This is a genomic window from Photobacterium salinisoli (genome assembly GCF_003614885.1).
Classification (GTDB): domain Bacteria; phylum Pseudomonadota; class Gammaproteobacteria; order Enterobacterales; family Vibrionaceae; genus Photobacterium; species Photobacterium salinisoli.
In genome coordinates, this window is sequence record NZ_QZMS01000007.1 from 2,292,203 (window position 1) to 2,318,054 (window position 25,852).

The 25,852-nt window shown below is 51.1% G+C and carries 25 protein-coding genes, 1 tRNA gene and 2 rRNA genes; 16 read left to right on the forward strand and 12 right to left on the reverse strand.

Annotation, left to right across the window (positions count from 1 at the left end):
• Positions 1-26: 26 nt before the first annotated feature.
• Both rpmA and rplU read right to left on the reverse strand, forming a co-directional pair.
• Entirely contained in the window at positions 27-287 is a 261-nt protein-coding gene (gene rpmA, locus D6M16_RS10885) for a 50S ribosomal protein L27 (RefSeq protein WP_027251812.1), read from the reverse strand.
• An 18-nt stretch (positions 288-305) separates the two neighbouring features.
• Positions 306-617, reverse strand: coding sequence for a 50S ribosomal protein L21 (gene rplU, locus D6M16_RS10890; protein ID WP_027251813.1), 312 nt, complete (start codon positions 615-617; stop codon positions 306-308).
• 277 nt (positions 618-894) lie between these two features.
• On the opposite strand from rplU, the gene ispB reads away from it, so the two are divergent.
• Positions 895-1,866, forward strand: coding sequence for an octaprenyl diphosphate synthase (gene ispB / locus D6M16_RS10895; RefSeq protein WP_046222211.1), 972 nt, complete (start codon positions 895-897; stop codon positions 1,864-1,866).
• A 208-nt stretch (positions 1,867-2,074) separates the two neighbouring features.
• The gene (locus D6M16_RS10900; RefSeq protein WP_120511798.1) at positions 2,075-2,266 is read left to right on the forward strand and encodes a hypothetical protein; all 192 of its coding nucleotides are present in this window, start codon (positions 2,075-2,077) and stop codon (positions 2,264-2,266) included.
• 102 nt (positions 2,267-2,368) lie between these two features.
• On the opposite strand, the gene mdh is transcribed toward D6M16_RS10900, so the two are convergent.
• Positions 2,369-3,307, reverse strand: a complete 939-nt coding sequence (gene mdh, locus D6M16_RS10905) for a malate dehydrogenase (RefSeq protein WP_046222209.1) — start codon at positions 3,305-3,307, stop codon at positions 2,369-2,371.
• Positions 3,308-3,677: 370 nt separating this feature from the next.
• Between mdh and argR the strand changes: the two genes are divergently transcribed.
• The 4 genes from argR (at position 3,678) to D6M16_RS10925 (ending at position 8,674) form a co-directional block, all read left to right on the forward strand.
• A complete protein-coding gene (argR, locus tag D6M16_RS10910) occupies positions 3,678-4,148 on the forward strand; it encodes a transcriptional regulator ArgR (RefSeq protein WP_027251817.1) in 471 nt (156 codons plus the stop codon).
• A gap of 281 nt (positions 4,149-4,429) precedes the next feature.
• Complete coding sequence (locus D6M16_RS10915) at positions 4,430-5,398, forward strand: TAXI family TRAP transporter solute-binding subunit (RefSeq protein WP_120511799.1); 969 nt, start codon at positions 4,430-4,432, stop codon at positions 5,396-5,398.
• Positions 5,399-5,558: 160 nt separating this feature from the next.
• On the forward strand, positions 5,559-8,162 hold the full coding sequence (locus tag D6M16_RS10920) for a TRAP transporter permease (protein WP_120511800.1): 2,604 nt from the start codon (positions 5,559-5,561) through the stop codon (positions 8,160-8,162).
• 71 nt (positions 8,163-8,233) lie between these two features.
• Positions 8,234-8,674 (forward strand): universal stress protein, encoded by a 441-nt coding sequence (locus D6M16_RS10925; protein ID WP_120511801.1) that lies wholly within the window; start codon positions 8,234-8,236, stop codon positions 8,672-8,674.
• Position 8,675: 1 nt separating this feature from the next.
• On the opposite strand, the gene D6M16_RS10930 is transcribed toward D6M16_RS10925, so the two are convergent.
• Both D6M16_RS10930 and mpl read right to left on the reverse strand, forming a co-directional pair.
• The gene (locus tag D6M16_RS10930; RefSeq protein WP_120511802.1) at positions 8,676-9,296 is read right to left on the reverse strand and encodes a flavin prenyltransferase UbiX; all 621 of its coding nucleotides are present in this window, start codon (positions 9,294-9,296) and stop codon (positions 8,676-8,678) included.
• Complete coding sequence (gene mpl, locus D6M16_RS10935; protein ID WP_120511968.1) at positions 9,286-10,656, reverse strand: UDP-N-acetylmuramate:L-alanyl-gamma-D-glutamyl-meso-diaminopimelate ligase; 1,371 nt, start codon at positions 10,654-10,656, stop codon at positions 9,286-9,288. Before mpl ends, D6M16_RS10930 begins: the two co-directional genes overlap by 11 nt.
• A 193-nt stretch (positions 10,657-10,849) precedes the next feature.
• Between mpl and fbp the strand changes: the two genes are divergently transcribed.
• A complete protein-coding gene (fbp, locus tag D6M16_RS10940; RefSeq protein WP_120511803.1) occupies positions 10,850-11,866 on the forward strand; it encodes a class 1 fructose-bisphosphatase in 1,017 nt (338 codons plus the stop codon).
• Between the two features lie 146 nt (positions 11,867-12,012).
• Positions 12,013-12,543, forward strand: a complete 531-nt coding sequence (gene ppa / locus D6M16_RS10945) for an inorganic diphosphatase (RefSeq protein WP_027251823.1) — start codon at positions 12,013-12,015, stop codon at positions 12,541-12,543.
• 63 nt (positions 12,544-12,606) lie between these two features.
• On the opposite strand, the gene D6M16_RS10950 is transcribed toward ppa, so the two are convergent.
• Genes D6M16_RS10950 through tamA form a run of 3 tightly spaced genes read right to left on the reverse strand, consistent with a single transcriptional unit; the run spans position 12,607 to position 18,475 of the window.
• Positions 12,607-12,966: a gamma-glutamylcyclotransferase family protein gene (locus D6M16_RS10950; protein ID WP_120511804.1), complete on the reverse strand. Its 360-nt coding sequence runs from the start codon at positions 12,964-12,966 to the stop codon at positions 12,607-12,609.
• A gap of 17 nt (positions 12,967-12,983) precedes the next feature.
• A complete protein-coding gene (tamB, locus tag D6M16_RS10955) occupies positions 12,984-16,757 on the reverse strand; it encodes an autotransporter assembly complex protein TamB (RefSeq protein WP_120511805.1) in 3,774 nt (1,257 codons plus the stop codon).
• Positions 16,754-18,475 (reverse strand): autotransporter assembly complex protein TamA, encoded by a 1,722-nt coding sequence (gene tamA / locus D6M16_RS10960; protein ID WP_120511806.1) that lies wholly within the window; start codon positions 18,473-18,475, stop codon positions 16,754-16,756. Before tamA ends, tamB begins: the two co-directional genes overlap by 4 nt.
• A 211-nt stretch (positions 18,476-18,686) precedes the next feature.
• Between tamA and msrA the strand changes: the two genes are divergently transcribed.
• Positions 18,687-19,316 (forward strand): peptide-methionine (S)-S-oxide reductase MsrA, encoded by a 630-nt coding sequence (gene msrA, locus D6M16_RS10965; protein WP_120511807.1) that lies wholly within the window; start codon positions 18,687-18,689, stop codon positions 19,314-19,316.
• A 32-nt stretch (positions 19,317-19,348) separates the two neighbouring features.
• On the opposite strand, the gene D6M16_RS10970 is transcribed toward msrA, so the two are convergent.
• Entirely contained in the window at positions 19,349-19,564 is a 216-nt protein-coding gene (locus tag D6M16_RS10970; protein ID WP_027251828.1) for a DUF1107 domain-containing protein, read from the reverse strand.
• A gap of 310 nt (positions 19,565-19,874) precedes the next feature.
• Here D6M16_RS10970 and D6M16_RS10975 point away from each other — a divergent pair, with 310 nt between their 5' ends.
• The 7 genes from D6M16_RS10975 (at position 19,875) to D6M16_RS11000 (ending at position 25,133) form a co-directional block, all read left to right on the forward strand.
• Positions 19,875-20,432 (forward strand): YtfJ family protein, encoded by a 558-nt coding sequence (locus tag D6M16_RS10975; protein ID WP_205576849.1) that lies wholly within the window; start codon positions 19,875-19,877, stop codon positions 20,430-20,432.
• Positions 20,433-20,496: 64 nt separating this feature from the next.
• Positions 20,497-20,838, forward strand: a complete 342-nt coding sequence (locus D6M16_RS22210; protein WP_162940979.1) for a hypothetical protein — start codon at positions 20,497-20,499, stop codon at positions 20,836-20,838.
• A 3-nt stretch (positions 20,839-20,841) separates the two neighbouring features.
• Entirely contained in the window at positions 20,842-21,486 is a 645-nt protein-coding gene (gene zrgA, locus D6M16_RS10980; RefSeq protein WP_120511808.1) for a zinc uptake protein ZrgA, read from the forward strand.
• A 51-nt stretch (positions 21,487-21,537) separates the two neighbouring features.
• Positions 21,538-22,230: an ABC transporter ATP-binding protein gene (locus D6M16_RS10985; RefSeq protein ID WP_120511809.1), complete on the forward strand. Its 693-nt coding sequence runs from the start codon at positions 21,538-21,540 to the stop codon at positions 22,228-22,230.
• The gene (locus tag D6M16_RS10990; protein WP_120511810.1) at positions 22,227-23,486 is read left to right on the forward strand and encodes an ABC transporter permease; all 1,260 of its coding nucleotides are present in this window, start codon (positions 22,227-22,229) and stop codon (positions 23,484-23,486) included. The genes D6M16_RS10985 and D6M16_RS10990 overlap by 4 nt, the downstream gene beginning before the upstream one ends.
• Before the next feature lie 9 nt (positions 23,487-23,495).
• Positions 23,496-23,984, forward strand: a complete 489-nt coding sequence (locus D6M16_RS10995; RefSeq protein WP_120511811.1) for a DUF3299 domain-containing protein — start codon at positions 23,496-23,498, stop codon at positions 23,982-23,984.
• Positions 23,985-24,242: 258 nt separating this feature from the next.
• On the forward strand, positions 24,243-25,133 hold the full coding sequence (locus D6M16_RS11000) for a TIGR03899 family protein (protein ID WP_120511812.1): 891 nt from the start codon (positions 24,243-24,245) through the stop codon (positions 25,131-25,133).
• Positions 25,134-25,416: 283 nt separating this feature from the next.
• Here D6M16_RS11000 and D6M16_RS11005 read toward each other — a convergent pair.
• The 3 genes from D6M16_RS11005 to D6M16_RS11015 all read right to left on the reverse strand — a co-directional run.
• Positions 25,417-25,493 (reverse strand) — tRNA-Asp (locus tag D6M16_RS11005).
• A gap of 41 nt (positions 25,494-25,534) precedes the next feature.
• Positions 25,535-25,650 (reverse strand): 5S ribosomal RNA (rrf, locus tag D6M16_RS11010).
• 113 nt (positions 25,651-25,763) lie between these two features.
• A 23S ribosomal RNA gene (locus D6M16_RS11015) occupies positions 25,764-25,852 on the reverse strand; the annotation flags it as partial.

The window sequence follows — 25,852 nt, forward strand, 5'->3', positions numbered from 1 at the left end:
CTTTCACGTTCTTAACGAAACTGAACTTATTCAGCAGATTCGATAGAAACGAATTTACGGTTTTTAGGACCTTTCACTTCGAATTTCACTTTGCCATCAGTCAGAGCGAACAGAGTGTGGTCTTTACCCAAACCTACGTTGTTACCAGCGTGGAACTTAGTACCACGTTGACGAACGATGATGTTACCTGCCAGTACAGATTCGCCACCGAAACGCTTAACACCTAGGCGTTTACTTTCTGAGTCACGGCCGTTACGAGTAGAACCGCCAGCTTTTTTGTGTGCCATCTCTAAACTCTCCTATTATTAAGCGCTGATGCCAGTAATTTTGACTTCAGTGAACCACTGACGGTGGCCCATTTGCTTACGAGAATGCTTACGACGACGGAACTTAACGATTTTTACTTTATCGCCGCGACCGTGCGTAACAACTTCAGCAGTCACTTTACCACCCGCAACGAATGGTGCACCAACTGTTACTTCTTCACCGTTAGCAACCAGCAGAACTTTGTCAAATTCAACGTTCGCACCAGTTTCAACGTCCAGTTTTTCCAAGCGTAAGGTTTGGCCTTCGCTTACTCGGTGTTGCTTACCACCACTTTGGAAAACAGCGTACATGTCTTACTCCGCTTATCCGCATAGGCCATTTGCCACGGCAAAATTGGGCAATGGGTATGCGCTTAATCTTGTCATCAATAGGGCGCGAATATTACTGGAAAACGCCGAACATGGCAAGCCGTTGGCTAAAGAAAATTGGTGAAAAGCTGCTCAGCAGAAAAAGTCGCCCAAATAGCTGTAATGTTGGTTAGGAAGCCGGGAAGATTTTAGTGTAGTATGCGTGCATAATTCTTATTTTGATTGCGCCGATACGGCTAACAATTTTGCTGGATGTATCATGGATTTCAAAGCTATCCAAGCACTCACCGCTGACGACATGGCGGCGGTTGACGCAAAGATTCAGGCCCAACTCACTTCAGACGTCGCCCTGATCAACCAACTGGGATTTTACATTGTCAGCAGTGGTGGCAAGCGTTTGCGCCCCATTCTGGCCATTCTGGCCGCCCGGGCCCTTGGTTACCAGGGGGAAAAGCACATCACCGCAGCGGCATTTATCGAATTTATTCACACCGCCACTTTGCTCCATGACGATGTGGTGGACGAATCTGATATGCGACGCGGGAAAGCAACAGCCAATGCCGCATTCGGCAATGCCGCCAGCGTACTGGTGGGTGATTATATCTATACCCGCTCCTTCCAGATGATGACCAGCCTGCGATCCTTAAAGATCCTGGACATCATGAGCGAAGCGACCAATGTGATCGCCGAAGGCGAAGTCCAGCAGCTCATGAACTGCAATGATCCTGACACTACCGAAGCCAGCTACATGCAGGTGATCTACTCCAAAACGGCGCGGCTGTTTGAAGCTGCGACCCAAGTGGCTGCCATTCTTTCTGAAGCGCCAGAACAAGTGGAGAAAGCCCTGCAGGACTATGGTCGTTATCTGGGTACCGCCTTCCAGCTCATCGACGATGTACTTGATTACAACGCCGATGGCGAGGAGATGGGCAAGAACGTGGGGGATGACCTGGCGGAAGGTAAACCCACCCTGCCGCTGCTTCATGCCATGCACCACGGTAATCCTGAGCAAACCGCTATGATTCGCGCTGCGATAGAGCAAGGCAATGGGTTGGATAAACTGCAACCGATTCTGGCCTGTATGGAAGAGCACGGCTCTCTGGCTTACACTCAGCAACGCGCTGAAGAAGAGGCTGACAAAGCCATTGCAGCCCTGTCGGTACTGCCTGAGAGCGAATATAAAGATGCGCTGATCGCTGTCGCCCGGCTGTCGGTCAATCGCACCAAATAAACCTGCCCTTGCAGCGAAAGCGGCCTGACACCTGTCCGGCCGTTTTTGATTGCACAATCTTATTGCACAGCCCTTCAGCCAAGCTGTTCTGGCCCGTTTCACTCACAGAATTTCTCAGCTCTGAGCTCCCATTCTCTTTACGCTATAGTTATACAAGGTAAAGGGATACCTGTGCCCTGACCGTTTCTTCCCAAGACGGAGGTGACGCATGCAAGCCAATCAACTGAAAAAAGGAATGTGGGTAGAATACCCGCAGGGGATCGCGGAAGTGATCGAGGTAGATCAGGATCATGACACCGCATTGATCGAAAACCTGAAGGATCATAAAAGGATCCATATCCCGTGCAGTGAACTGACCGACGAACCACAACTGCACAGCGGCTGCGGCGACTATTACTGAACAATCTCCCTTAATCGCCAGAGCCAGAAACAACAAAGCGGCCAGAGGGCCGCTTTGTTCATTGTCATCAGACCATAGCGGCCTGTTGTCAGGGGCGTCGGCTTATTTCGCCGCGAACTCTTCACCCAGAGCGATATCGCCTTTCAGGGTATCCAGCATGCTGTCCAGTGCATTCTGCTCGAACGCGCTCAGGCTGCCGTAATCCAGTACTTCTTCCACACCGTCTTTGCCCAGACGAACTGGCTGTGCGAAGAAGCGAGCATGCTTGCCGTTACCTTCCACGTAAGCGCACTCAACCACATTTTGCTCACCCTGCAGGGCACGCACCAGCGCCAGACCAAAACGGCAAGCCGCCTGACCCATAGACAGAGTGGCAGAACCGCCGCCCGCTTTGGCTTCAACCACTTCAGTACCCGCATTCTGGATGCGAGGAGTCAGTGCTTTCACTTCTTCTTCAGTGAACTCAACACCTTCAACCTGAGACAGCAGAGGCAGGATAGTCACACCTGAGTGACCGCCGATGACAGGCACATTCACCTCACGTGGGTTCAGGCCTTTCAGCTCACCAACAAAGGTTTCAGAACGGATGATATCCAGCGTAGTCACACCGAACAGCTTACGCTTGTCGTACACGCCGGCTTTTTTCAGAACGTCTGCCGCGATAGCCACAGTCGTGTTAACCGGGTTAGTGATAATACCGATACAGGCATTTGGACAGACAACCGCAATTTTTTCTGCCAGTGATTTAACAATACCAGCATTGACGTTGAACAGGTCCGCACGGTCCATACCTGGTTTACGGGCGACACCAGCAGAGATCAGTACCACATCCGCACCTTCAAGTGCAGGCGTTGGATCTTCACCAGCATAACCTTTAATAGAAACAGGAGTTGGGATGTGGCTCAGGTCAGCAGCAACACCAGGGGTAACAGGGGCAATATCATAAAGTGCCAGGTCAGAGCCGGCAGGCAGTTCATTCTTCAGTAGCAGAGCCAAAGCCTGGCCGATACCACCAGCCGCACCAATAACAGCAACTTTCATTTTCGTTCTCCTTTACGATAGAAGTCAGGGTTCATCAGACAGACCCCTTCAGATAGAATTCAGGCCATATACCCAATGTTTCAAACCCTTACTAATGTCTCTCAGTTTCTCGGGCACCAAGACGGTATAGCAAGCCTAAACGAAATACAATCATACCCCCTCAGCTTTGCGAAGTTGCGCAGGGAGCGGGTTGACTTTTCCTTTCTCCGAAAAAGCTCGACACTGTCTCAACAGTGGATTTATTTAATAGTTATGCACTCGGCTAAGCTATTAACAGTAACCTAGTTCCAAGTTCGAATGAACATTGTTTGCTACCAGCCAACAGGTTGTGACAAAATACGGACCCTCTCCCTGTACATGAAATTTACTTATGCGTAGTTCTGATAAACAAGAACGCTTGATAAAAGCATTCAAATCCATACTCAAGGAAGAAAAATTCAGCTCTCAAGGTGAGATTGTCGATGCCTTGAAAGCGCAGGGCTTCGATAACATTAATCAGTCGAAAGTGTCACGGATGCTGACCAAATTCGGCGCGGTACGTACCCGCAACGCTAAAATGGAAATGGTGTATTGCCTGCCCGTAGAGCTGGGCGTACCAACCATCAGCAGTCCGTTGAAAGAACTGGTCATGGAAGTGGGTTATAACCATGCCATGGTCGTGATTCACACCGGCCCGGGCGCTGCGCAAGTGATCGCCCGTCTGCTTGACTCACTGGGCCGCGCCGAAGGTATTCTGGGTGTTGTGGCGGGGGATGACACGATTTTCATCACGCCAACCCTGACAACAACCGCCGAAGAACTCTTCGACTCTGTCTGCTCGCTGTTTGATTACAGTAAGTAAGTCAATCTTCAGGCAACGCTCTCTCCGTTCATCCTGAGAGGGCGTGCTTCTCCCCCTTCCCCGCCCCGTCTTTTCCTGCTTGGTTACCCAGTTTTTCAGTGGATAGTTATGCTCTGAAAGATGGTCAGTTGTCGCATTCTCATTACTTTTTAACAAAAAGGTTTTTACATTATTTCAATAATACGCCGATCGTTTGCTATTATCTCTTTGATTTGTTTAAAGCATTGCGGGCCGTGTACCTGCACCACTGATAAGAAATAACACAATAGGAAGGGATCACAATGGCGTTTACAAAACTGTTAAAAGTCAGCGCACTATCTGCCGCCGTTCTTAGCTCAGGATTGGCGCAAGCGGAAGAGTTCATCACAATAGGTACAGGTTCTGTCACCGGTGTGTATTACCCTACCGGCGGTGCTATCTGTAAGCTGGTGAACAACGATCGTAAAACCAATGGCATTCGCTGCTCTGTCGAATCAACCGGCGGATCCGTATACAACGTGAACACTATGCGTGCCGGTGAACTGGACTTCGGCGTGGTGCAGTCTGACTGGCAATATCACGGCTATAACGGCACCAGTGAGTTTAAAGAGTTAGGTCCGTATAAAGAAATGCGTGCTGTTTTCTCACTGCACACAGAGCCGTTCAATATTATTGCCCGCACAGATTCAGGCATTAATAACCTGGACGATCTGAAAGGCAAACGCGTCAATATTGGTAACCCGGGTTCCGGCGACCGCGCCACGATGGAAGTGGTCATGAACACCATGGGTTGGGATAAGGATGACTTCAAACTGGCCGCCGAGCTGAAAGGTTCTGAGCGCTCTCAGGCACTGTGTGATAACAAAATCGATGCCTTTGTCTACGTAGTCGGCCATCCAAACGGATCAATCAAGGAAGCGACGACTTCGTGTGATGCCAAGCTGATTCCAGCAACTAGTGCTGCTATCGACAAACTGGTTGCCGATAATCCTTACTATGCGAAATCCATCGTACCGGGCGGTATGTACCGTGGTACCGATAGTGACGTCAACAGTTTTGGTGTTGCCGCGACTTTAGTTTCTTCAACTAAAGTATCGGATGATGCCGTCTACGCGCTGGTCAAAGCCGTGTTTGAGAACTTCCATGTATTCACTCGCCTGCACCCAAGCTTTGCCAACCTGAAAAAAGAAGACATGGTCAAAGCCGGTATTTCTATCCCGTTACATCCGGGCGCAGAGAAATACTACAAAGAAGTGGGTTTGATCAAATAAGCCTACAGCTGTTCATCCTGCAAAGTGCACCGTCTTGACGGTGCACTTTTTGTCTGTCGGAGCACAAAAATGCTCACTGTCAGATCAATTAGCCAGACTACAATAAAAACTGAAACCTCAAACAGTTAATTACGGATCGCTCCTGAAATAAGGAAGTAGCATGACAAAAACCAACCATGACGATGTCCAGGACATGGTGGCACAGGCGGATACCGGCGCACGTAGCCCCCAAGGGTTACAGGGGCAAATTCTGTGGGTTGTCGCTCTTTGCTGGTCATTATTCCAGCTTTGGTATGCCTCCCCCCTCCCTTTTATCTTTGATATTGGCATCTTCAACGATACCGAAGCGCGTGCTATCCATTTGGCATTTGCCATTTTTTTGGCCTTTACTGCCTTCCCTGCCCTGAAGGGCTCCCCCAGGGATCACATTCCCCTGCAAGATTGGATTCTTGCGCTGCTGGCCAGTTTTTCTGCCGCCTATATCTACCTGTTTTACGAAGCACTGTCTGGCCGTTCTGGCGCTCCGACCACGCTGGATGTCGTCACTTCGGTGGTAGGCATGCTGTTGCTTCTGGAAGCCACACGACGGGCACTGGGCCCTCCGCTGATGGTGGTTGCCTCTGTTTTCCTGCTGTACACCTTTGCCGGCCCTTACATGCCGGATGTCATTGCACACAAAGGTGCCAGCCTTAACAAAGCGATGTCGCACTTATGGCTGACCACTGAAGGCGTCTTCGGGGTGGCGCTGGGCGTTTCTACCGCCTTTGTTTTCCTGTTCGTACTGTTTGGCTCGATGCTCGAACGGGCAGGTGCAGGCGCCTATTTCATCAAAGTTGCCTTTTCGTTACTTGGTCATATGCGCGGTGGTCCGGCAAAAGCAGCCGTGGTCGCATCCGGTTTATCCGGCCTGGTATCCGGCTCGTCCATTGCCAACGTGGTCACGACAGGTACCTTTACTATCCCGCTGATGAAACGGGTCGGCTTTCCTGGCTACAAAGCCGGGGCTGTTGAGGTAGCAGCCTCGACCAACGGCCAGCTCACGCCGCCCATCATGGGGGCTGCAGCATTTTTGATGGTGGAATATGTCGGTGTCTCTTACGTCGAAGTAATTAAGGCGGCCATACTGCCGGCCCTGATCTCCTATATTGCCCTGCTTTACATCGTCCATTTGGAAGCTTGTAAAGCCGGCATGTCAGGCTTGCCCCGCCATTATCAGCCTACCCTGGCGCAAAAGCTGACCTCTTTTGTTGGTACCATAGTCGGCCTCATGGTGCTCAGTGCCATAGTCTATTACGGCATCGGCTGGACCAAAGATGTATTTGGCGCCGCCGCGACACCTATTATCGCGGTAGTGATCCTGATCGCTTATATCGCCCTGGTGCGTCTGGCGGCCAACTATCGGGATCATCTGCTGGAAGATCCGGATCAGGAACTGACCGAAGTACCGGATCCCGGTCCCACAGTGAAATCCGGTTTGTACTTCCTGCTGCCCATCGTTGTGCTGGTCTGGTGTCTGACCGTTGAGCGTTTCTCGCCGGGCTTATCGGCTTTCTGGGCAACGGTGTTTATGATTTTCATCCTGCTGACCCAGCGTCCGCTCATGGCAATCTTTACCAAAGAGCAGACGCTGATAGAGGCAGGTAAACAGGGCTGGCACGATCTGCTGGAAAGTCTGGTCACCGGCGGGCGTAATATGATAGGTATCGGTGTCGCCACTGCCGCGGCCGGTATTATTGTTGGCGTGGTGACGCTGACGGGCGTTGGCCTTGTGATGACCGACTTCGTCGAGTTCATCTCGGGCGGTAACATCATGCTGATGCTGCTGTTTACCGCGGTGATCAGCCTGATCCTTGGTATGGGGCTGCCCACCACGGCGAACTACATAGTGGTCTCGACCCTGATGGCGCCGGTTATTGTCACCCTGGGAGCTGAAAATGGCCTGATCATTCCGCTGCTGGCCGTGCATCTGTTCGTGTTCTATTTCGGTATTCTGGCCGATGATACCCCGCCGGTCGGCCTGGCTGCGTTTGCTGCCGCCGCGATTGCGAAAAGCGATCCTATCCGTACCGGTATTCAGGGGTTCACCTATGATATCCGGACCGCCATTCTGCCCTTCATGTTCATTTTCAATACTCAGCTTTTGCTGATGGACATTGATACCTGGTGGCACCTGTTTCTGACCGTGGCATCCGCTGTTATTGCCATGCTGACCTTCTCTTCGGCAACCCAGGGATGGTGGTTTACCAAAGTAAAATGGTGGGAAAGCATTCTGCTGCTGTTGATCACTTTCTCATTGTTCCGCCCTGGTTTCTGGTGGGACATGGTCTATCCGCCCAAACACGAAATGCCGGGCACCCTGATCGTTGATGCTGCCGATAAACTGGCTATTGGTGAGCCTCTGGAAGTGCAGGCAACGGGAATGGATTTGCTGGGCGATGAAGTGACCAAGCACGTGCTGCTGCCGTTTGATAAGGATGCGGTTGATCCGAATGAAAAAATTGCCTCAACCGGTCTGATGCTCAAGCAGGAAGGCGAGAAGATGATGGTTGAACTGGTTGAATTTGGCAGCCCGGCCGAGCAGGCAGGTATTGATTTTGGCTGGGAAATTGTCACTGTCAGCCTGCCAGCCGCCCGGCCAATGAAGGAGTGGGTATTCGTACCAACGCTGGCTTTGCTGGCCTTACTGGGCTGGAATCAGCGGCGAAAAGCCAAACTTGATGCCGTCGTCAAAGGTGACACACACAAAAATGCGGAACAGGACTAAACTCTAGTCAGCACAGTAATTCAGCCACAGGAGCCAACACGGGCCTGTGGCTGCCTGACAGAGAGGATGCCATGTACACCCACATTCTGGTGCCTGTCGATCTTAATGAGGACGGCTTTGGTGATAAAGCGGTTGAGCTTGCCGTCTGGCATGCCCGACAATCAGATGCTGTTGTGCACTTGCTCAACGTCCTGCCGGGTATTCATATGGCTTTAGTTTCCAGCTACTTTCCCAAAGATGCCGCGCGTAAAATGCTGCAGGACACCCAGCAAAGACTGAAACATTTCGCCGAACAACATATTCCCGGCGATATCCGCCATATAGAAACCGTGTCGGAAGGGAAAGTCTGGTCCACCATAGTGGATCACGCCCGCCAGGTGAAAGCCGATCTCATCATTATGCCCAGCCACCAGCGATCCACGATAGATAAACTGGTACTGGGCTCAGTGGCGGCTAAAGTGGTGGAAAATGCGCCCGGCAATATCCTGATAATTAAACCACCGGGTTTATGATTCAGGACGGGCGATGATCATAGCCCCAACGCGGAACCAGTCCTTGCTCAACGCCAAGGTGATCCAGTATGCGCGCCACCATGAAATCGACCAGATCATCGATGGACTTGGGCTGATGATAAAAGCCAGGGGCGGCTGGCATGATGGTCGCCCCCAGGTTAGAGAGCTTGAGCATGTTTTCCAGATGCAGGGAAGAAAATGGGGTTTCCCTGACCACCATCAGCAACTGACCGCGCTCTTTGAGCACCACATCTGCGGCGCGTTCCAGCAGATTATCCGACAGACCGTGAGCCACCGAGGCCAGTGTGCCCGCGGAACACGGGCAGACCACCATTTTTTTCGGAGCGGCAGAGCCAGACGCCACCGGAGAAAACCAGTCTTCCTTGCCGCAAACCGTCAGCTTATCACCCCGGTAATTCAGGTGCTCCGCCAGAGCGGCCTGTGCCGCTTCAGGACCCGCAGGCAGTTTCAGGCCGTGTTCGGTAGCCAGAACCACACGCGCTGCGGATGAAATCAATAAGTAAACCTGATAATCCGCTGCGAGCAGGCACTCCAGCAAACGCAGTCCGTAAGGGGCACCGGATGCCCCTGTCCAGGCCAGTGTAATACGCTTATCCTGCATTTTTGTCTCCCTGTGCCAGAGCGGCAAGCAGCTTGTCATGAATACCGCCAAAGCCGCCATTACTCATCACCAGGATAGTATCGCCAGGGCGGGCGGCAGCCACTATGTGCCCGACCAGTGCATCAATATCGGCGTCACACACCGCAGGTTGCGGACAAAGATCAGCGATCTCCTGTACCGACCAGGGAATTGTGTCGGGCTGGAACAGGAAAACCTCATCCGCCGCTGCCAGTGCCGGGGCTAAATCGGCTTTATGCACGCCCAGTTTCATGGTGTTCGAGCGCGGCTCCAGCACCGCCAGGATGCGTGCATCACCAACCTTAGCGCGCAAGCCGCCCAAAGTCAGTTCAACAGCTGTCGGGTGATGGGCGAAATCGTCATACACTTTAACGCCATTCTGCTCCCCTTTCAGCTCCAGCCGGCGCTTGGTATTGACAAAGCGCGCCAGTGCCTCGCAAGCCAGTTCTGGGATCACCCCCACATGCCGCGCGGCGGCGATTGCCATCAGAGCGTTGCTGACGTTGTGATCCCCTATCAGATCCCAACGCACAGTGCCCACGGTTTTACCGCCAAAAATGACATCAAATTCACTGCCGTCCGGCTGATGTTTTTTCGCTTGCCAGTCACCGTTTTCACCACTGTATTCCAGCTCGCTCCAACACCCCATCGCCAGCGTTTCATCAATGGCAGGCACGCCGTGAGGAGCCAAAATCTTGCCTTCGCCCGGCACAGTGCGGACCAGATGATGAAACTGGCGCTGAATGGCGGCCAGATCCGAAAAAATATCGGCGTGATCGAACTCCAGATTGTTCATTAACAAAGTACGTGGTCGATAATGAACAAACTTAGAACGCTTATCGAAAAAAGCACTGTCGTATTCGTCCGCTTCAACCACAAAGAAGCAACTCTCGCCTAAGCGTGCGGAAACACCGAAGTTTCCCAGTACGCCGCCCACCAGAAAACCGGGCTGGTAACCGCAGTCTTCCAGAATCCAGGTCAGCATACTGGCTGTCGTGGTCTTACCATGGGTCCCCGCAACCGCCAGTACCCAGCGGTCATGTAACAAAAATTCCTGAAGCCATTGCGGGCCGGAGGTATAACGCAGATTTTTATTCAGCACATACTCAACGCATGGATTTCCCCGGCTCATGGCATTGCCAATCACCACCAAGTCCGGTGCGGGCTCCAGCTGAGAAGGATCATATCCCTGAATAATTTCAATACCTTGAGACTCCAGCATTGTGCTCATAGGCGGATAGACATTGGCATCGCTGCCGGTCACTCTATGGCCAAGCTGCTTGGCCAACATGGCGGCTCCGCCCATAAAAGTGCCGCAAATTCCGAGAATATGGATATGCATAACTGTCAGCTCATAAAATAAATATTGGTCACGACCACGCTTCAGTGTTACTTCGTTACCATAAAAAAGATCTTTAGATACAATTGCATCAAACAATAACTGGCCAATGGCCAAGGGTACAGTTCAATTGCCCGAAAAGAGGCATTGTACCGAATATTTATCCCCCCATGACAACACGATGCAAGGATTGTATATGTCCGATATTAGAACCCTTGGCGAGTTCATTGTCGAGAATCAGCATGACTTCCCCCATGCCAGCGGTGAACTGTCTTCTCTATTGGGTTCCATTAAACTGGCGGCCAAAATCGTCAACCGTGAAATCAACAAAGCCGGCTTGGTTGATATCATCGGTGACGTTGGCAGCGAGAATGTCCAAGGTGAAGCCCAAAAGAAACTTGATGTGTATGCCAACGAGAAATTCAAAGCTGCACTGGAAGCCCGCGGTCAGGTCTGCGGTGTGGCCAGCGAAGAAGAAGATGAACTCGTGGTATTCAATAAAGAACTGAACCGCGAAGCAAAGTACGTAGTATTGATGGACCCACTGGATGGTTCTTCGAATATTGACGTAAACGTTTCCGTCGGGACGATTTTCTCCATTTACCGCCGCGTTACCCCGGTTGGCGGCCCGGCCGAGATCGAAGATTTCCTGCAGCCTGGCGACAAACAGGTAGCGGCGGGCTACATCATTTATGGTTCATCCACCATGCTGGTGTACACCACAGGCAACGGCGTTCATGGTTTCACCTATGACCCGTCACTGGGGGTATTTTGCCTGTCGCATGAAAATATGACGATCCCGGATGATGGCCAAATCTACTCCATCAATGAAGGTAACTATTTCCGCTTCCCGCAAGGCGTGAAAAAGTACATCAAGTTTTGTCAGGAAAACGTGCCGGAAGATAACCGCCCTTATACCTCGCGCTATATTGGCTCTCTGGTTGCCGATTTCCACCGCAACCTGCTAAAAGGCGGTATTTATCTGTATCCAAGCACAGCGACCCACCCCAACGGTAAGCTGCGCTTGTTGTACGAGTGCAACCCGATGGCGTTTTTGATCGAGCAGGCGGGCGGTATTGCCTCTGACGGTAAAAATCGCATCATGGAAATCAAACCGACTGAACTGCACCAGCGCGTACCTTTCTTTGTCGGCTCAACCAAAATGGTTCGCAAAGTAGAAAGCTTCCTGGAAGCCTTCCCGGACGCCGAGTAATCCCTTGTTATGCCCGGTCACAGCACCGGGCATTTTTCCTGTCTGACCCCGCATCTCTCCCTCTTGGTGTTAGAAGCTGTTTTTTTCACAGCGACTGGTTATAATTCCCGGCGACAAAATCATCTGAAACTATTAAGGAATTCATCATGAGCCTGAACAACGTCCCTGCAGGTAAAGAACTGCCAGAAGACATCTACGTTGTCATCGAAATCCCGGCAAACGCTGATCCAATCAAATACGAAGTCGATAAAGACTCTGGCGCGGTATTCGTAGACCGTTTCATGTCTGCGCCTATGTTCTACCCATGCAACTATGGCTATGTTAACCACACTCTGTCTCTGGACGGTGACCCGGTTGACGTTCTGGTTCCGACACCTTACCCGCTGCACCCGGGTGCCGTGATCCGTTGTCGTCCGGTTGGCGTTCTGAAGATGACTGATGAGTCAGGTGAAGATGCGAAAGTGGTTGCAGTACCGCACAGCAAGCTGACCAAAGAATACGACCACATCAAAGATGTGAACGATCTGCCTGAGCTGCTGAAAGCGCAAATCACTCATTTCTTCGAGCGTTACAAAGAGCTGGAATCGGGCAAGTGGGTGAAAGTAGACGGCTGGGCTGACGTTGAAGCGGCTAAAGCTGAAATCCTGGAATCTTACAAGCGCGCCCAAGAAAAATAATCCGGCGTTATTGCCGCTCAGAAAAAAACGCTCCCTCGGGAGCGTTTTTTGTCGGCGAATCCATCACAGTGGAGACCTGCTCGACCAGTCTCCCTGCGGGATTAGCAGGGCGCAGTCAAGCGGCTGCAGGTAAAGATAAACCCAAGCCAGTCCGAACGGTGTCTCCACTTGCTCACGGCAGTATTCCTCTCCCAGTCCTTCCAGGATATCGAGTTCACGGAAAGTGTCTGCATCCACGTCATACACTTCGCCAAACAGCATGCCCTCAGCCCCAGGCTGTTTTATTGCTGCAGGGTAAGGTCCGAGATCATACATGACGTAACCTGCAAGCTGGCACTCTCCCAAATAACGGGCCCGGGACAGCAACCCATGATTAGACTGGCCGCGACGCAAACTGCCGTAAACAAAAACCCGAGTGTGCACTGCTAGTAACATCCTTATTAGTTAAACTCAAACTGATACAGTAAATCGACGGCACTGTCGAGGCCCGAGACCGCTTCGATATACAAATCCTGCAGCAGCTTGTACCTGACGGTAAACTCACCAATGGGGCTAAAGATACCCACACCGTATTTTACCTGCAGCCCCGGATAGACATAACCACTAATAGTGACCTGAGAGTCATCACCCGCGCCTGCAGTATCGAGTGCCAAATCCTGTATACCGAAAGCCTCGCCGACATTACCGACCAGCTGACTGCTGCGCGACAGGCCCATGCTGATCAGCGCTGTGGTCATCGCACCGCCCCCTTCCGGCGATTCACTGTCGAGATCCCGGCCACGTAACACGTATGACAGCGCATTCTGCTGTGGCATAGCCGGATCTGAGAAAATATCCACCTTAGGACCATCGGCCGGACCTGTTACCCGAATACCGGCTGTCACATCGTCTTCAATGTTATTCGGATTGCGGATCGCTTCCACCGACAAATAAGGCTGATCTGCTGGCCCATTGAAGGTTATCTGGCCTCTGCGAATCACCAACTCCTGGCCAAAGGCCCGGTAAGTTCCGTCATCGACCCGGATTTCGCCATAGACTAGCGGGGCTTTGTCCTGCTGATTGACTTTCAGATTCCCTGACAGTCCGGCATCCAGACCAAAAGCCGATAAACGCACATCCGGGCCAATCTTCACCATCACATTGGTTTTGATGGCAAAGGGAACTTTATTACCGGTATCCACCGGCTTGAGATCATCGGTCAGCAGAATTTCATCGTCAGAAACCTGTACCGCAGATTCCGGTAAACGGTCTACCGTGATCCGGCCCCATGGAATGGAAACTGTGCCGCTGATTTCAGCCACCTGGGGGGCCGCACTGATCTTCAGGTTAGGCGACACCTTCATGGCAATCATAGGTGGCACATTCACTTCAAGCTCACGCCCGTTCACCTTCAGGTTGGCACTCCAGTTGGCCATATCGGCCCAGTTCGCATCCCCCTGCAGCACAAGGCGACCATCAGGGGTATCGAGCTTGCCGCGCAAAATGGCACTGTAGCCACTGAAGGTAGCGACAACCTCGCCTCGTTCAAGATCCAGCGGGACTTTTCTGCCAATCGCTTTGAGCTCGGTGATTTTAAATACACCATTCACCTGAGGCTGCATAATCGGCCCGGTTAAAAGCAAATCCGTATCCACCCGGCCTTTAAAAATGTCGTAATCGGCGACCAGAGGTTGCAGAAAATCCAGCCGGAACGTATCCAGCTTCACTTTGGCCTCTATCTGCTGTTCACCTGATAGCTGGGTAATTCGGGCGTTGCCCGACAAATCCCCGTTATCTTTAAACGCCACCAGCCAGTCTGTCGTGAGCACGTCATCACGCATGTCAGCATTGAGGGTGATCTGATCCCAGCCTATCGCCAGTGGTGGCTGATCTGCCGCCGCCTGCTGTCGGAATCCGCCGGCAGGCAACCTGACCTGAACCTGCAACACAGGCGCTTGTTGCGGCGACCAGCCGACGTTGGCTGTGGCATTGGCTTCACCATCCAGTTTTATCTCTGGCGGCAGGAACGGCTGCAGGATGGAAAAACCGAGTTTATTGATAGCAAGGCTCGCCTGCCCACTCGCGCCGGCATCCAAAGGCTGAGTCAGACACACAGAGGCGTCTTTTTGCTGCCAGCAATGCGGGGCGACAGAGACGCTCTGCTTACTCAAACTGTATGCCAACGCTGTAGGCTGATTAAGCTGCCACAGGCCAACGGGAGTTTCAAGATTGCCGCGTTGCAGCATCCCCTGCCAACCCTGCTGTCTGTCCAGACTGCCTTGTAAAGCGAGCGCTGTGCTCACAGGCTCACCCTTCAGATCAAGACGGAGTGTATGCTGGGCTTCAGTTCCCTTAAATGTGATGTCCAGGGCTTCCAGCTTGGCCGCATCCTGATAACTGCCTTCTCTGGCACTCAGCGTGATATCGGCTGTCAGTGCAGGCAGTGGTGTCACACGGCCTTTCAGGTTAAGACTTTTTAATTGTGCCAAATCCTGCCAGCCCAGTGCCTGCCCCACTAAATTCAGATCTATCGTTGGCTCAGCCAGCGTGCCGCTTAAGCGTAAGTCGCCGTTTACTCTGCCGCGTAAACCGGGCACAGACTGAGCGAGATCCGGCGCATTCACCAATGCAGACAGATCCCAGGTTTGCTTCAGGCTCCCTTTCGCATTCAGCCCGTTAGGTCCGTGCTTAAGAACCAGTCCCTGGGTAACCAGTTCCAGATCTCCTTTCCCGCCTGCATCCTGAGCATCAAGCTGACCGGCCAGCGTAAAAGGCTGACCTATCACTTCACCATCGACGTTCAGCTCAGGCAATTTAACGAACCAGCCACCAGCCGCCGTTAATCCGCCTGAGGTGCTAAGCTTGCCACTCAGCTTACCTTCCGCGGCGGGCCATTCCAGTCCGGGCTGAATATCGCTAAACGAGAGGTTGCCCTGCCAGCTCACCGTCTTTGCCCAGCTCGCCTGAGCGTTGCCCGTAACCTGACCACCCAGACTGTTAACGGTCAGGCTTTCCAGTACAACATCAGTCAGGGATCCTGCTCCCTTCAGGCTGACATCAACGGCCGGCATAGGCTCACCGTCTGCTTTGGTTGCGGCGTCAAAAGTAAAACTGTCTAAATTTCCTTTTGCATTGATAACCGTCTCTTTCGCAACAAAATCAGGCTTGTCATCTAACGGCCACTGTAAGTTATTACTCACCACCTTGAAGTCAAAAGGCAGATCGGCATCCAGCGGAGACAGCTTTCCCGTCACCTTGGCATCCAGCTTTCCACTGAGTGCAACATCCAGCATCAGTTGCTGCAATGACCCTGACGCCGAGAGATCAATGTGATGTCCCTGCACCGGCTCCATCGCAATGTCAGATTTCGCCTTTAATGTCAGTGGGTACTCACCACTTAGCTCAGCTTCTCCTTCGGCATCGAGTGTGGCTTGCGGCACATCAACAAACAAGCGGGTCAGTGTGACCTTACTGTTTTCTGCTTCTGCGATTAACTCCAGTTCATTCACTTTTTGCGGGGTCGCCCCTTCCAGCAAAAAGTCTTTCACGGTAAAACGTTCCACAGTCACTTTCAGCGGTAACACCACCTCAGGCAGTACGATACGCTCTTGCTTTTCCTGACTATAAGCCTCTGCAACGTCTTCTGCCTGATCTTCAGTCTGTTCCTGTATCTCTTTCTCTGCAGGCGGCGTCAGATTCAGGACTATACCTTTCCAGTCTGTGGGTTTCAGGGTTAAGTGGCTACCCTGCATCTGGGCAGCCGAGCTGAAACGCTGCCAGCGCACTTTATTACCCAGAATATTCAGATCAATGTCATTCAGCGTTAAACGATCCAGCCGGACTGGGACCGGCAACGCAATTTCTGTTAACGGCTCTCCCGGCTCTTCTTCGTCCGGTTCACTGGGAGGCAGCTCTGGCATGGAGAATGTCAAACCACTCAGACTCAGTTCTTGCACGCACAGTGCCGGAATAGGCAGACAATCATCATTGATAACCAGTGTGAGACTGTCGCTATTAAGCTCCAGCAAATCGTCCTTGTAACGGACACCGAGGAGTGTAAATCCTTTCAGCAGGGCGCCGTTGCTGTCTTGCACTGTCAGTGCAGGCACGGCCGTCTGGGCCCCCCACAGGGCGAGGCGAACCCCGGCATGGGTATATAACAGTGCCCAGAGCGCCAGTGTCAGCAGTAACACAAACGTCAGCAGGCCAATCATCAATCTCTTCAACCAGATCATAATTCAGGCCCCAGCACGAAGTGAATTTGGAAACGATCATCAGGTTTGTCCAGCCCCCAGGCGAAGTCGAGCCGTATCGGGCCGACCGGCGATGCCCAGCGTATCCCTACACCCGCGCCTGCCTGCCAGTCCGGGCTGTCTGTCCAGGACGAACCGTAATCGTAAAACAGGGCTCCCCACCAGTTGCCGGTCAGCCGGTACTGATATTCCAGCGAGGAGGCCAGCATAAACTCACCACCAATCTGCTGCCCCTCGCTGTCCCTTGGTGAAATGGACTCGTAGCTGTAGCCACGCAAGCTGCTATCCCCACCGATAAAAAAGCGCATGGACGGCGGGATATCTTCTATCTTTTCTGCCCAGATGGCCCCGGCGTCCAGACGGGCCAGGCCCCGGTGATCTTCAGCAAAAGTACGGATCCAGGCACTGCGGCCGCGCAGTTTTGCCAAACGGGTATCAGAACCCAGCGCAGGGTCGGAATACTCCAGTTTAAGCAGTTGCTTATCTCCCCAGGTCGGCCAGCTACCACCACGCAAGCGGGTGCGGTCAATACTGACCCCGGGAATAACCATAAAGGCGGAGCCTGTCTCAAAGGCACCCTGATTGTAGTCCTCATACAGTAAACGCACCGACGCAACGCCATTCCAGACCTGGTCAAAGTTCCAGTGCCGCTCAACGCCAAGATGGTACTCGGTACTGATAGTGTCGTGATTGTCCACATAGCGAATTGCCCCGATGAGCTTGTAGTAATCATCCAGCACATTATCGAGCGGAATTTTATACGTCGCTTCAACTTTCGGCTGCACCTTAGAGATCTCAGTGCGAACATCCAGACTGTGGCCTTCACTGTTTATCCAGGGCTTACGCCAGTTGAATTTCAAACGCGCACCGACATCGGTCGAATAACCGATACCGGTTTCGATTTTGTTTCTCACTTCCGGCCTGAGGTTGACCTGAATGGGCACCACATCCCCTTGCAGATCGCTCACATCCCCGCCAACAAAAATGGAAGAGAACCAGCCTACGCTCGACAGGCGCTGATTAAACTCCCCCACGTCAGAGACCAGATAGTAGTCACCTTCATCAAACGGGGCTAACGAACGGACTTTCGTTTCGTTAATCTGGCTGCCGGTGATCAGGATTTCACCGTATTTGTAACGTTTTCCGGAATCAAATTCGATGTGAATAAAAGCCTGATTACGGCCAGGCGCCACTTCCAGCCGGCTGGTTTTCAGTTCGGCATCAAAATAGCCCTTGCGCAAAGCCAGGCTTTCCAGGCTGGATTTGAATGAATCGTACTTGCCGTGGTTAAGGGTTCTGCCCAGTTCTAAATCGCTATCGCGTTTGAGAACAAAAAAATCCAGATCATCAGCGGCTTCGCCCTTGATCTGAATATCACTTATGGCAATTTTAGTGCTCGGGCCGGCATCAACCGTGACAGTCAAAGTGCTGTCCTCGCCGTCTTCGTCGACACTAAAAACAATATCAGGCTGGTAACGACCAAGCGCTTTCAGCGCGGTACGGATTTCTTTTTCAACCTGACCTTTGAACCGTAAAGATGTGCTGTAATCTTCCTTAGGAATGGCAGCAACATAAATATCCACATTTTTCTTCAGGCTGCCTTTCAGCCCAGTCACAATAAGTTCCGTTTCTGCCACAGCAGGCATGGTTACCACTAAAGCGACAACTGTGAACATACAGCGTCGAAACAAGGTCATCATTCTTATTTGTCTTCACTTATTAGAATGTTATTAGATAGTGCGCATACTTTATTCTGACAAGAGCTGAGCGAAGTGCCAACCTTTCCGGTAAAAGAAAACAATCAAGCAAATTTCCGGTCTGTTAGGTTATAGGTGTAACACGGCTATTGATTGTCAGTGCCGAATCCTCTACTTTCTGGCTCATTAACAGTGTAATTAGGAAAATCATGTCATGGATAAACAGCAGATGATCTCCCCTGAAGCGGCCCTGCCAGGCCGTTCAACGCCAGTGATCCCCACTGAAACTCACGCCATCTTTGGCACCCGACTAGATGCTGCTGTACCTGAAGGTATGGAAGAAATCGTACTGGGAATGGGATGCTTCTGGGGCGCGGAACGCCTGTTCTGGAAACAGCCTGGCGTCATCAACACCGCGGTAGGCTACAGTGGCGGCTTTACCCCCAATCCGACCTATCAGGAAGTGTGTTCCGGACAGACGGGCCATACTGAAGTGGTTCGCGTGATTTTTGATCCGGCACAAACCACACTGGATGAGCTACTTGCTCAGTTTTGGGAAAGTCATGACCCAACACAGGGCATGCGTCAGGGGAATGACATAGGTACCCAGTATCGCTCTGTCATCTATACCACCAGTCAGGAGCAACAGGCTCAGGCAGAAAGCAGCAAGGAAAGGTACCAGTCAGCACTGCAGGCCGAGCAGCGAGCTGCCACTATCACCACTGAAATCTTACCTGCCGCTGCGTTTTACTACGCTGAAGATTACCACCAGCAGTATCTGGAGAAGAATCCGCAGGGTTACTGCGGCTTGGGTGGAACCGGTGTTTGCATGCCCCCTCAGTAAATCTCTCAGCCAGCGTCAGGCCAGTTCTGGCGCTAGCTACTGTAACTGGCGGCAGCCAGCACCTGAATTTCTTTATTCACTTCCGACAACACACTCAATGCTTTTTTATTACGGCTGGCGGGGGGGAGTAAACGTCCGCAGTCAAACTCGAAAGCCCCGATACCCACAATGAACAGCCGGCCCCGAAAGTAACTTTTCACATAACGTGCAATCTGGTTTGGACGATATTGTTTAAATATTTTCAGCATAATATCCCTCAACACTCAGAACCTGTGACCCTTAATAGACAAAAAAGTTGCCTTGCTTGTGTCAAAAATATGCAAAACGCTTGCCAGTTATATTTTTTGTTCTTATCGCGACAAAAGAGCCACGCCAACTTTAGGACATGACACTTCAACCTGCCCAATTTCTTTGCCAGAGAGGTATTTCACCACGCACATTTCTGCCAATTGACAGGCAAAAACAGTGATACGCTTCAAGGATAACAAACTGGTTCTACCAGTTCCCCGAAACTCAACTACTATAAGGCAGCACAACCATAAACAAGGAATAACATTCATGAACATGAAGTCACTGCTATCACTTTGCGTATTGTTACCCGCACTCACATTACCGGCTCATGCCCATAATCTTACAGTCGGTCAGCCTTTACCCAGCACCAGCGTTGCTGATAAAGGTGAGCTTATCCTGCAAGGCAACGAGGTTGTCTATCAGCCTTGGCAAACCAGCCAGCTAAGCGGTAAAGTCCGGGTAATTCAAGCCATAGCCGGACGAAGCTCTGCTAAAGAGCTCAATGCCCCTTTTATTGAAACCATCAAGTCCGCCAATCTCCCTCACGAGAAGTACCAGACCACCACCATTATCAATCAGGATGATGCGATTTGGGGAACCGGCGGTTTCGTTAAATCCTCAGCAGAAGACAGTAAAAAGGAATTTGCCTGGTCGTCGATTGTGCTTGATGCCAAAGGCCAGGTTCGCTCCCGCTGGGCGCTGAAAGAGGAAAGTTCTGCCATTATCGTGCTGGATCCGGCGGGTAAGGTGGTGTTTGTGAAAGAGGGCGAGTTAAGCCGCAGTGACATTGAACAGGCCATGTCAAAAATTCAGTCTCTGCTGTAATCTGTCTTCCCGGAAAGAGTGTAATAATATATCATTACACTCTTTCTTTTTGTGAGGCAGCGACTTGAAGGTGCGTAACCCGCTCAACAGGATTTGGCATCAGGGGCTACTGGTGCTGCTCTTCAGCCTGTTCATTCTGGCATTTCCCCTTCAGGTGCTTCACAAACTCGACATGCTGAGTCAGCCGCAGCATTCTGAGCAGGACTGCCCCTGCCACCATATTGTTGCAAATGATATTCCTCCAGCGCAGATAGACTTTCCTGTCATTCGTCCTGCCGTCCACCAAGTGGGCCGATATCTACACCGCCTTCCCGATTGGCTGAATGCCCAAGCGTCTGCCCGGGATCCCCCCGTGTTCTCCCAACCGTTCCACCCTTATTTCACTGTTTACATTTTTTGGGAGTAACACATGCCAACTCAACATTTCCGTGCAGCAACCTGGCTGCTGATTTCGGCTGCCACCTGCGCCGCGCCAGCCTGGGCATACACACAACATGAAGCACATATTCACGGCCAGGTTGAACTGAATATGGCCCAGGACGGCAACGACCTGCTGTTAGAGATCACTGCACCCGCTGTGGATGTCATCGGATTTGAACACCCGCCAGAAACAGAAGCGGAACAACAAGTGCTTAAAGACGCCGTTCTGAAACTGAATCGACCTGAAAACCTGCTGGCTATAAATGCCGCAGCAGGATGTCAGCTTCATGAGCAGCATGTTTCACACACCCTGTCAGAGCACGCTGAAACTCATGACCATGAGAAACACGGTGATCACGACCATGATGAGCATGATGAGCATGATGAGCATGATCATCATGAAGGACACGATCACCATGACCACGGGAAGCACAGCGGTCATGAGCATGGTGAGCATGGTGAATTCAGTATTCAGTATACCTATCAGTGCGATACCATCGACAAACTCAGCACGCTGACGCTGAAGTGGTTCTCTCAATTCCCGGCAACAGAGAAAATTCAGCTGCAAGCGATTACAGCACAAGGGCAGCAAGCCGCAACGCTTACAGCCAGTCAGGCCGAATTTCGTTTCTAAGCCAGCATGAGTTAAAAGAGGGAGCCATCGCTCCCTTTTTAGGAGAGCAGCATGACAGTAATCCAATTCGATCAGGTACGCTTTCGCTGGCCGGATCAGACTGACGATATCATCAAGATCGCCTCTTTCTCATTGTCTCAGGGCGAAAAAGTCTTTCTTCAGGGACCAAGCGGCAGCGGAAAATCAACCTTACTCAGCTTAATGGCAGGCATTCACCAACCCTTACAAGGTGATATCCGGCTTCTGGATGAATCATTCAGTGCTCTGTCTGCATCAAAACGGGATCGTCGCCGGGCTGACCATATTGGTTATATTTTTCAGCAGTTCAATCTGTTGCCTTATCTTTCCGTGATAGACAATGTGTTGTTACCCTGCCGCTTTTCAGCGCTCCGAAAAAAGAAAACTAACAATCCAGAACAAGAGGCGAAGCGACTCCTGAAGTCATTACAATTACCTGAGTCCTGTCTGTCGCGTCAGGTCACTCAGCTCAGCATCGGACAACAGCAACGTGTGGCTGCTGCTCGCGCTCTGATAGGACGCCCGGCATTACTCATAGCCGATGAGCCAACCTCAGCGCTGGATCACGACAATCGTAATCACTTTATCCAACTATTGATGGACGAATGTGAACAAGCCGGAGCCAGTCTGCTTTTTGTAAGTCACGATCCAACCCTGACCAACGGGTTCGATCGCATCTTAAACCTCAAAGATCTTAACCATCACGAATCGGAGAGGCGGACATGAAAGCATTGATGCTACTTGCCTGGCAGAGTTTGCGAAACCGAAAGACAACAGCTGTTCTGACCGTATTGACTATCGCCATTTCAACAACATTACTACTGGGGGTTGAAAAAATCCGGACACAGGCCAAAGCCAGCTTTGCTCATACCATCTCAGGAACCGACCTCATCGTCGGTGCACGCTCAGGCCAGGTTAACCTGCTGCTCTACTCTGTCTTTCGTATCGGCAATGCCACTAATAACATCGACTGGCAGAGTTTCCAGACATTAAAAGCACACAAAGCGGTTCAATGGGCCATTCCGATCTCACTTGGCGATTCACACCGCGGGTTTCGGGTTATTGGCACTAATGAAGATTACTTCAGGTATTACCAATTCGGTCAGAAGCAGCACCTGGCCTTTCGGCAAGGCAACAGCTTTCAATCCCTGTTCGACACTGTGATTGGGGCAGAAGTCGCTCGAAAGCTCGGGTATCAAATTGGCGATAAAATCATTATTGCCCATGGTATCAGTGATAAAAAATTCACACGTCACGACAACTTGCCCTTTACCGTCACAGGTATTCTGGCCCCCACAGGTACACCGGTTGATCGCAGCGTTCATGTTTCTCTGGCTGCCATAGAAGCCATTCATATCGGTTGGGAATCGGGAGCAAACTTAGGGCACACTCCGGATGGAGCGGTCCTGAGTCAGCAAGCTTTTCAACCCAAACAGATCACAGCTGCTCTTTTGGGATTGAACTCTAAAATTCAGACATTTGCTCTGCAGCGCTACATCAATACCTTTCCTGCTGAACCATTAAGCGCCATCATACCAGGCATTGCCCTTCATGAACTGTGGGGAATGATGTCTATTGCAGAACAGGCACTCATGGTCGTTTCGGTGTTTGTGGTCATTGCCGGATTACTGGGAATGCTATCTAGCTTACTGACCAGTCTGAATGAAAGACGCAGAGAAATGGCTATACTGCGCGCAACCGGCGCGCGCCCTGGCTGGATAGCCGGGCTTCTCTTTGTAGAAACCACAGCCCTCACTCTGACAGGCATTCTGGCAGGGATGGTGACACTTTATGGTGGGTTAGTGCTGAGTCACAATTGGCTGCTGGATACATTCGGACTCTACCTGCCGGTCCAGACGCCCAGTTCCTATGAATGGCTGTTGATGGCGATGATTTTAAGCGCAGGTATGCTAACCAGCCTGATCCCTGCACTACGTGCTTACAGACTGTCACTCGCCGACGGCATGACCATTCGAATTTAAGGAGAAAACATGAAGTTTGTTCTCATTCTACTGTGTTGCTGGATGCCCTTCGTGACCAACGCACAGGAAACACTCACTCTGGACTGGATTGATCTTATCCCGGAAAAAGAACGCCAGCTATTTGATCAACAAGGCATGCCTTTGGTCGATCATGAAAACGATCAGGCGGCTTTACAAAAGCGTGTAGGGTCTGTTCGTCCGGAACTGAATGGCAGTAACGTCAGAATACCCGGCTTTGTCATCCCTTTAGAAGGGGACGAAAATACGATCACCGAGTTTTTGCTGGTTCCTTACTTTGGCGCATGTATTCATGTACCACCACCACCACCCAATCAGATTGTTTACGTAAAATTTCCTAAAGGCGCACCAGTTCAGCAACTCTGGGATGTTGTATATGTTGTAGGAAAGTTAAATGTACAAACTACCGAGCACGAGTTAGCCGAAACGGGTTACCTGCTCCACGGTACGCTCATTGAAGAGTACGACGATGCCGGTTAAATAGCCCTACCGTCTTTTGGCTTACCTTAAACATGCGCTGCAAGGTAAGCCAAAATTACAACATACCCAAGTAGTAACAACACTTCTGTTAATCGCTTACTGAATTTTTTCGTCATCAGCCCCTCCTTGATAGCACAGCTTCATCACACCGGGCGGCCAATGAATTTAACCATTTATTAACATAAAAGTCACGCCTCTTGCCAAAGATTACGATCAAATGTAAAACCAATAGGTATAACTGTTTAGAGTGAAACGTATATGCAAACCGAAAGTCAGGCTAGAAATGAACTGAGTCATACCGAACCGGTCACTGATAAAAAAAGCCATTCAAAGCATTCAATAAAAAGTAGCCGCTTTCGGGTCCAGTCCATTGCCCGCCATAATGATGTAAATGCTCAGATAGACGAAGATCACGATAAAACGTTACAAGAACGCAGTGAAAACCGTCAGCAAAATATAGAAAAGCGGCAACAGCAAAATTTAGAGCGTATCTTCAAACTTTGTTACGACAACTGCTCAGATGAAACAGCAGGAGAGCCTGATCCTGATTGGATCCATCGTTTCATTAGCATAGCTCAGGATATCTACAGTCCCTCAATGCAGAAACTATGGAGCCGTATCCTTCGTCAAGAGATCATAAATCCTGGCTCTATTTCACTAAAAGCGATGATAACCTTCCAGCAGATGACGCAGCGTGACGCTCAGTTATTTCGACGAGCCTGCTTGTTAGCCTGCCATTTCGGTCAAGATAACAGCAAAAAGCTGCTAACAGGTCTCAAATATCGATCAGGCTTGCTTCTTAAGCAATCATCCATCGACAGGCTCAACCTGGGACATTACCACTTACCGTACTCACATTTGCTGGAGCTAATGGGGATGGGGCTGATATTGAATACTGAATTAGAGTCCGGAAAACTCCAGAATAGTGCACCACTGCCTTTTCATTATCAGGGGAATGATTATCAAATCCAGCCGGCTAAAAATGGCTTAAGCTTGCTATATTACCGCTTTTCTCCTGTCGGCCAGGAAATTGCTCAGCTACTTGGAAATCACAGTAATGAAGAATACAAAGTGCACTTAACTGAGCTCCTTAATAAGCATTTTATCGTTACAAGTGATGCGTCTGTCAACCTGAGTCTCGGCACATAGCCTAGCTTCATTACAGTTAAAATAAATACCAGATAGCAAACACCCAGCCATTACTGACTGGGTGTTTTTTTAAGAATAAACAGATGGCGCCAAGATTCGATGGGCCGGCATTCCGGCCCGCGACCAAAATGCAGCGCACTTTTGGGGCGCACAGGCGCGGAAAGGCCCAGTTTTTTATTGGGGCGACCAGCCTGAGGGATTCATCTGTGACCAACAACGGAAGACACTACAATCGCCAGACAGCAAAAAACCCAGCCATTGCTGACTGGGTTTCTCTGATAAGTGGCGGAGCGGACGGGACTCGAACCCGCGACCCCCGGCGTGACAGGCCGGTATTCTAACCAACTGAACTACCGCTCCACACGGTCGAAACCAGACTGAGTCTGCTTTCTGAATAGGGAGCCTGGCGATGTCCTACTCTCACATGGGGAGACCCCACACTACCATCGGCGCTGCTGCGTTTCACGTCTGAGTTCGGCATGGGATCAGGTGGGTCCACAGCGCTATGGTCGCCAGGCAAATTCTTATCTACCGCCCTGGGGCGATACATCACAATCTGAAAAAGTTAACTAGTGTTCTCAGCACATCATTCAAGTGCTCATGGAGTCCGTAAAACCCCTTGGGTGTTGTATGGTTAAGCCTCACGGGCAATTAGTACAGGTTAGCTGAGCGCCTCACAACGCTTACACACCCTGCCTATCAACGTTCTAGTCTCGAAC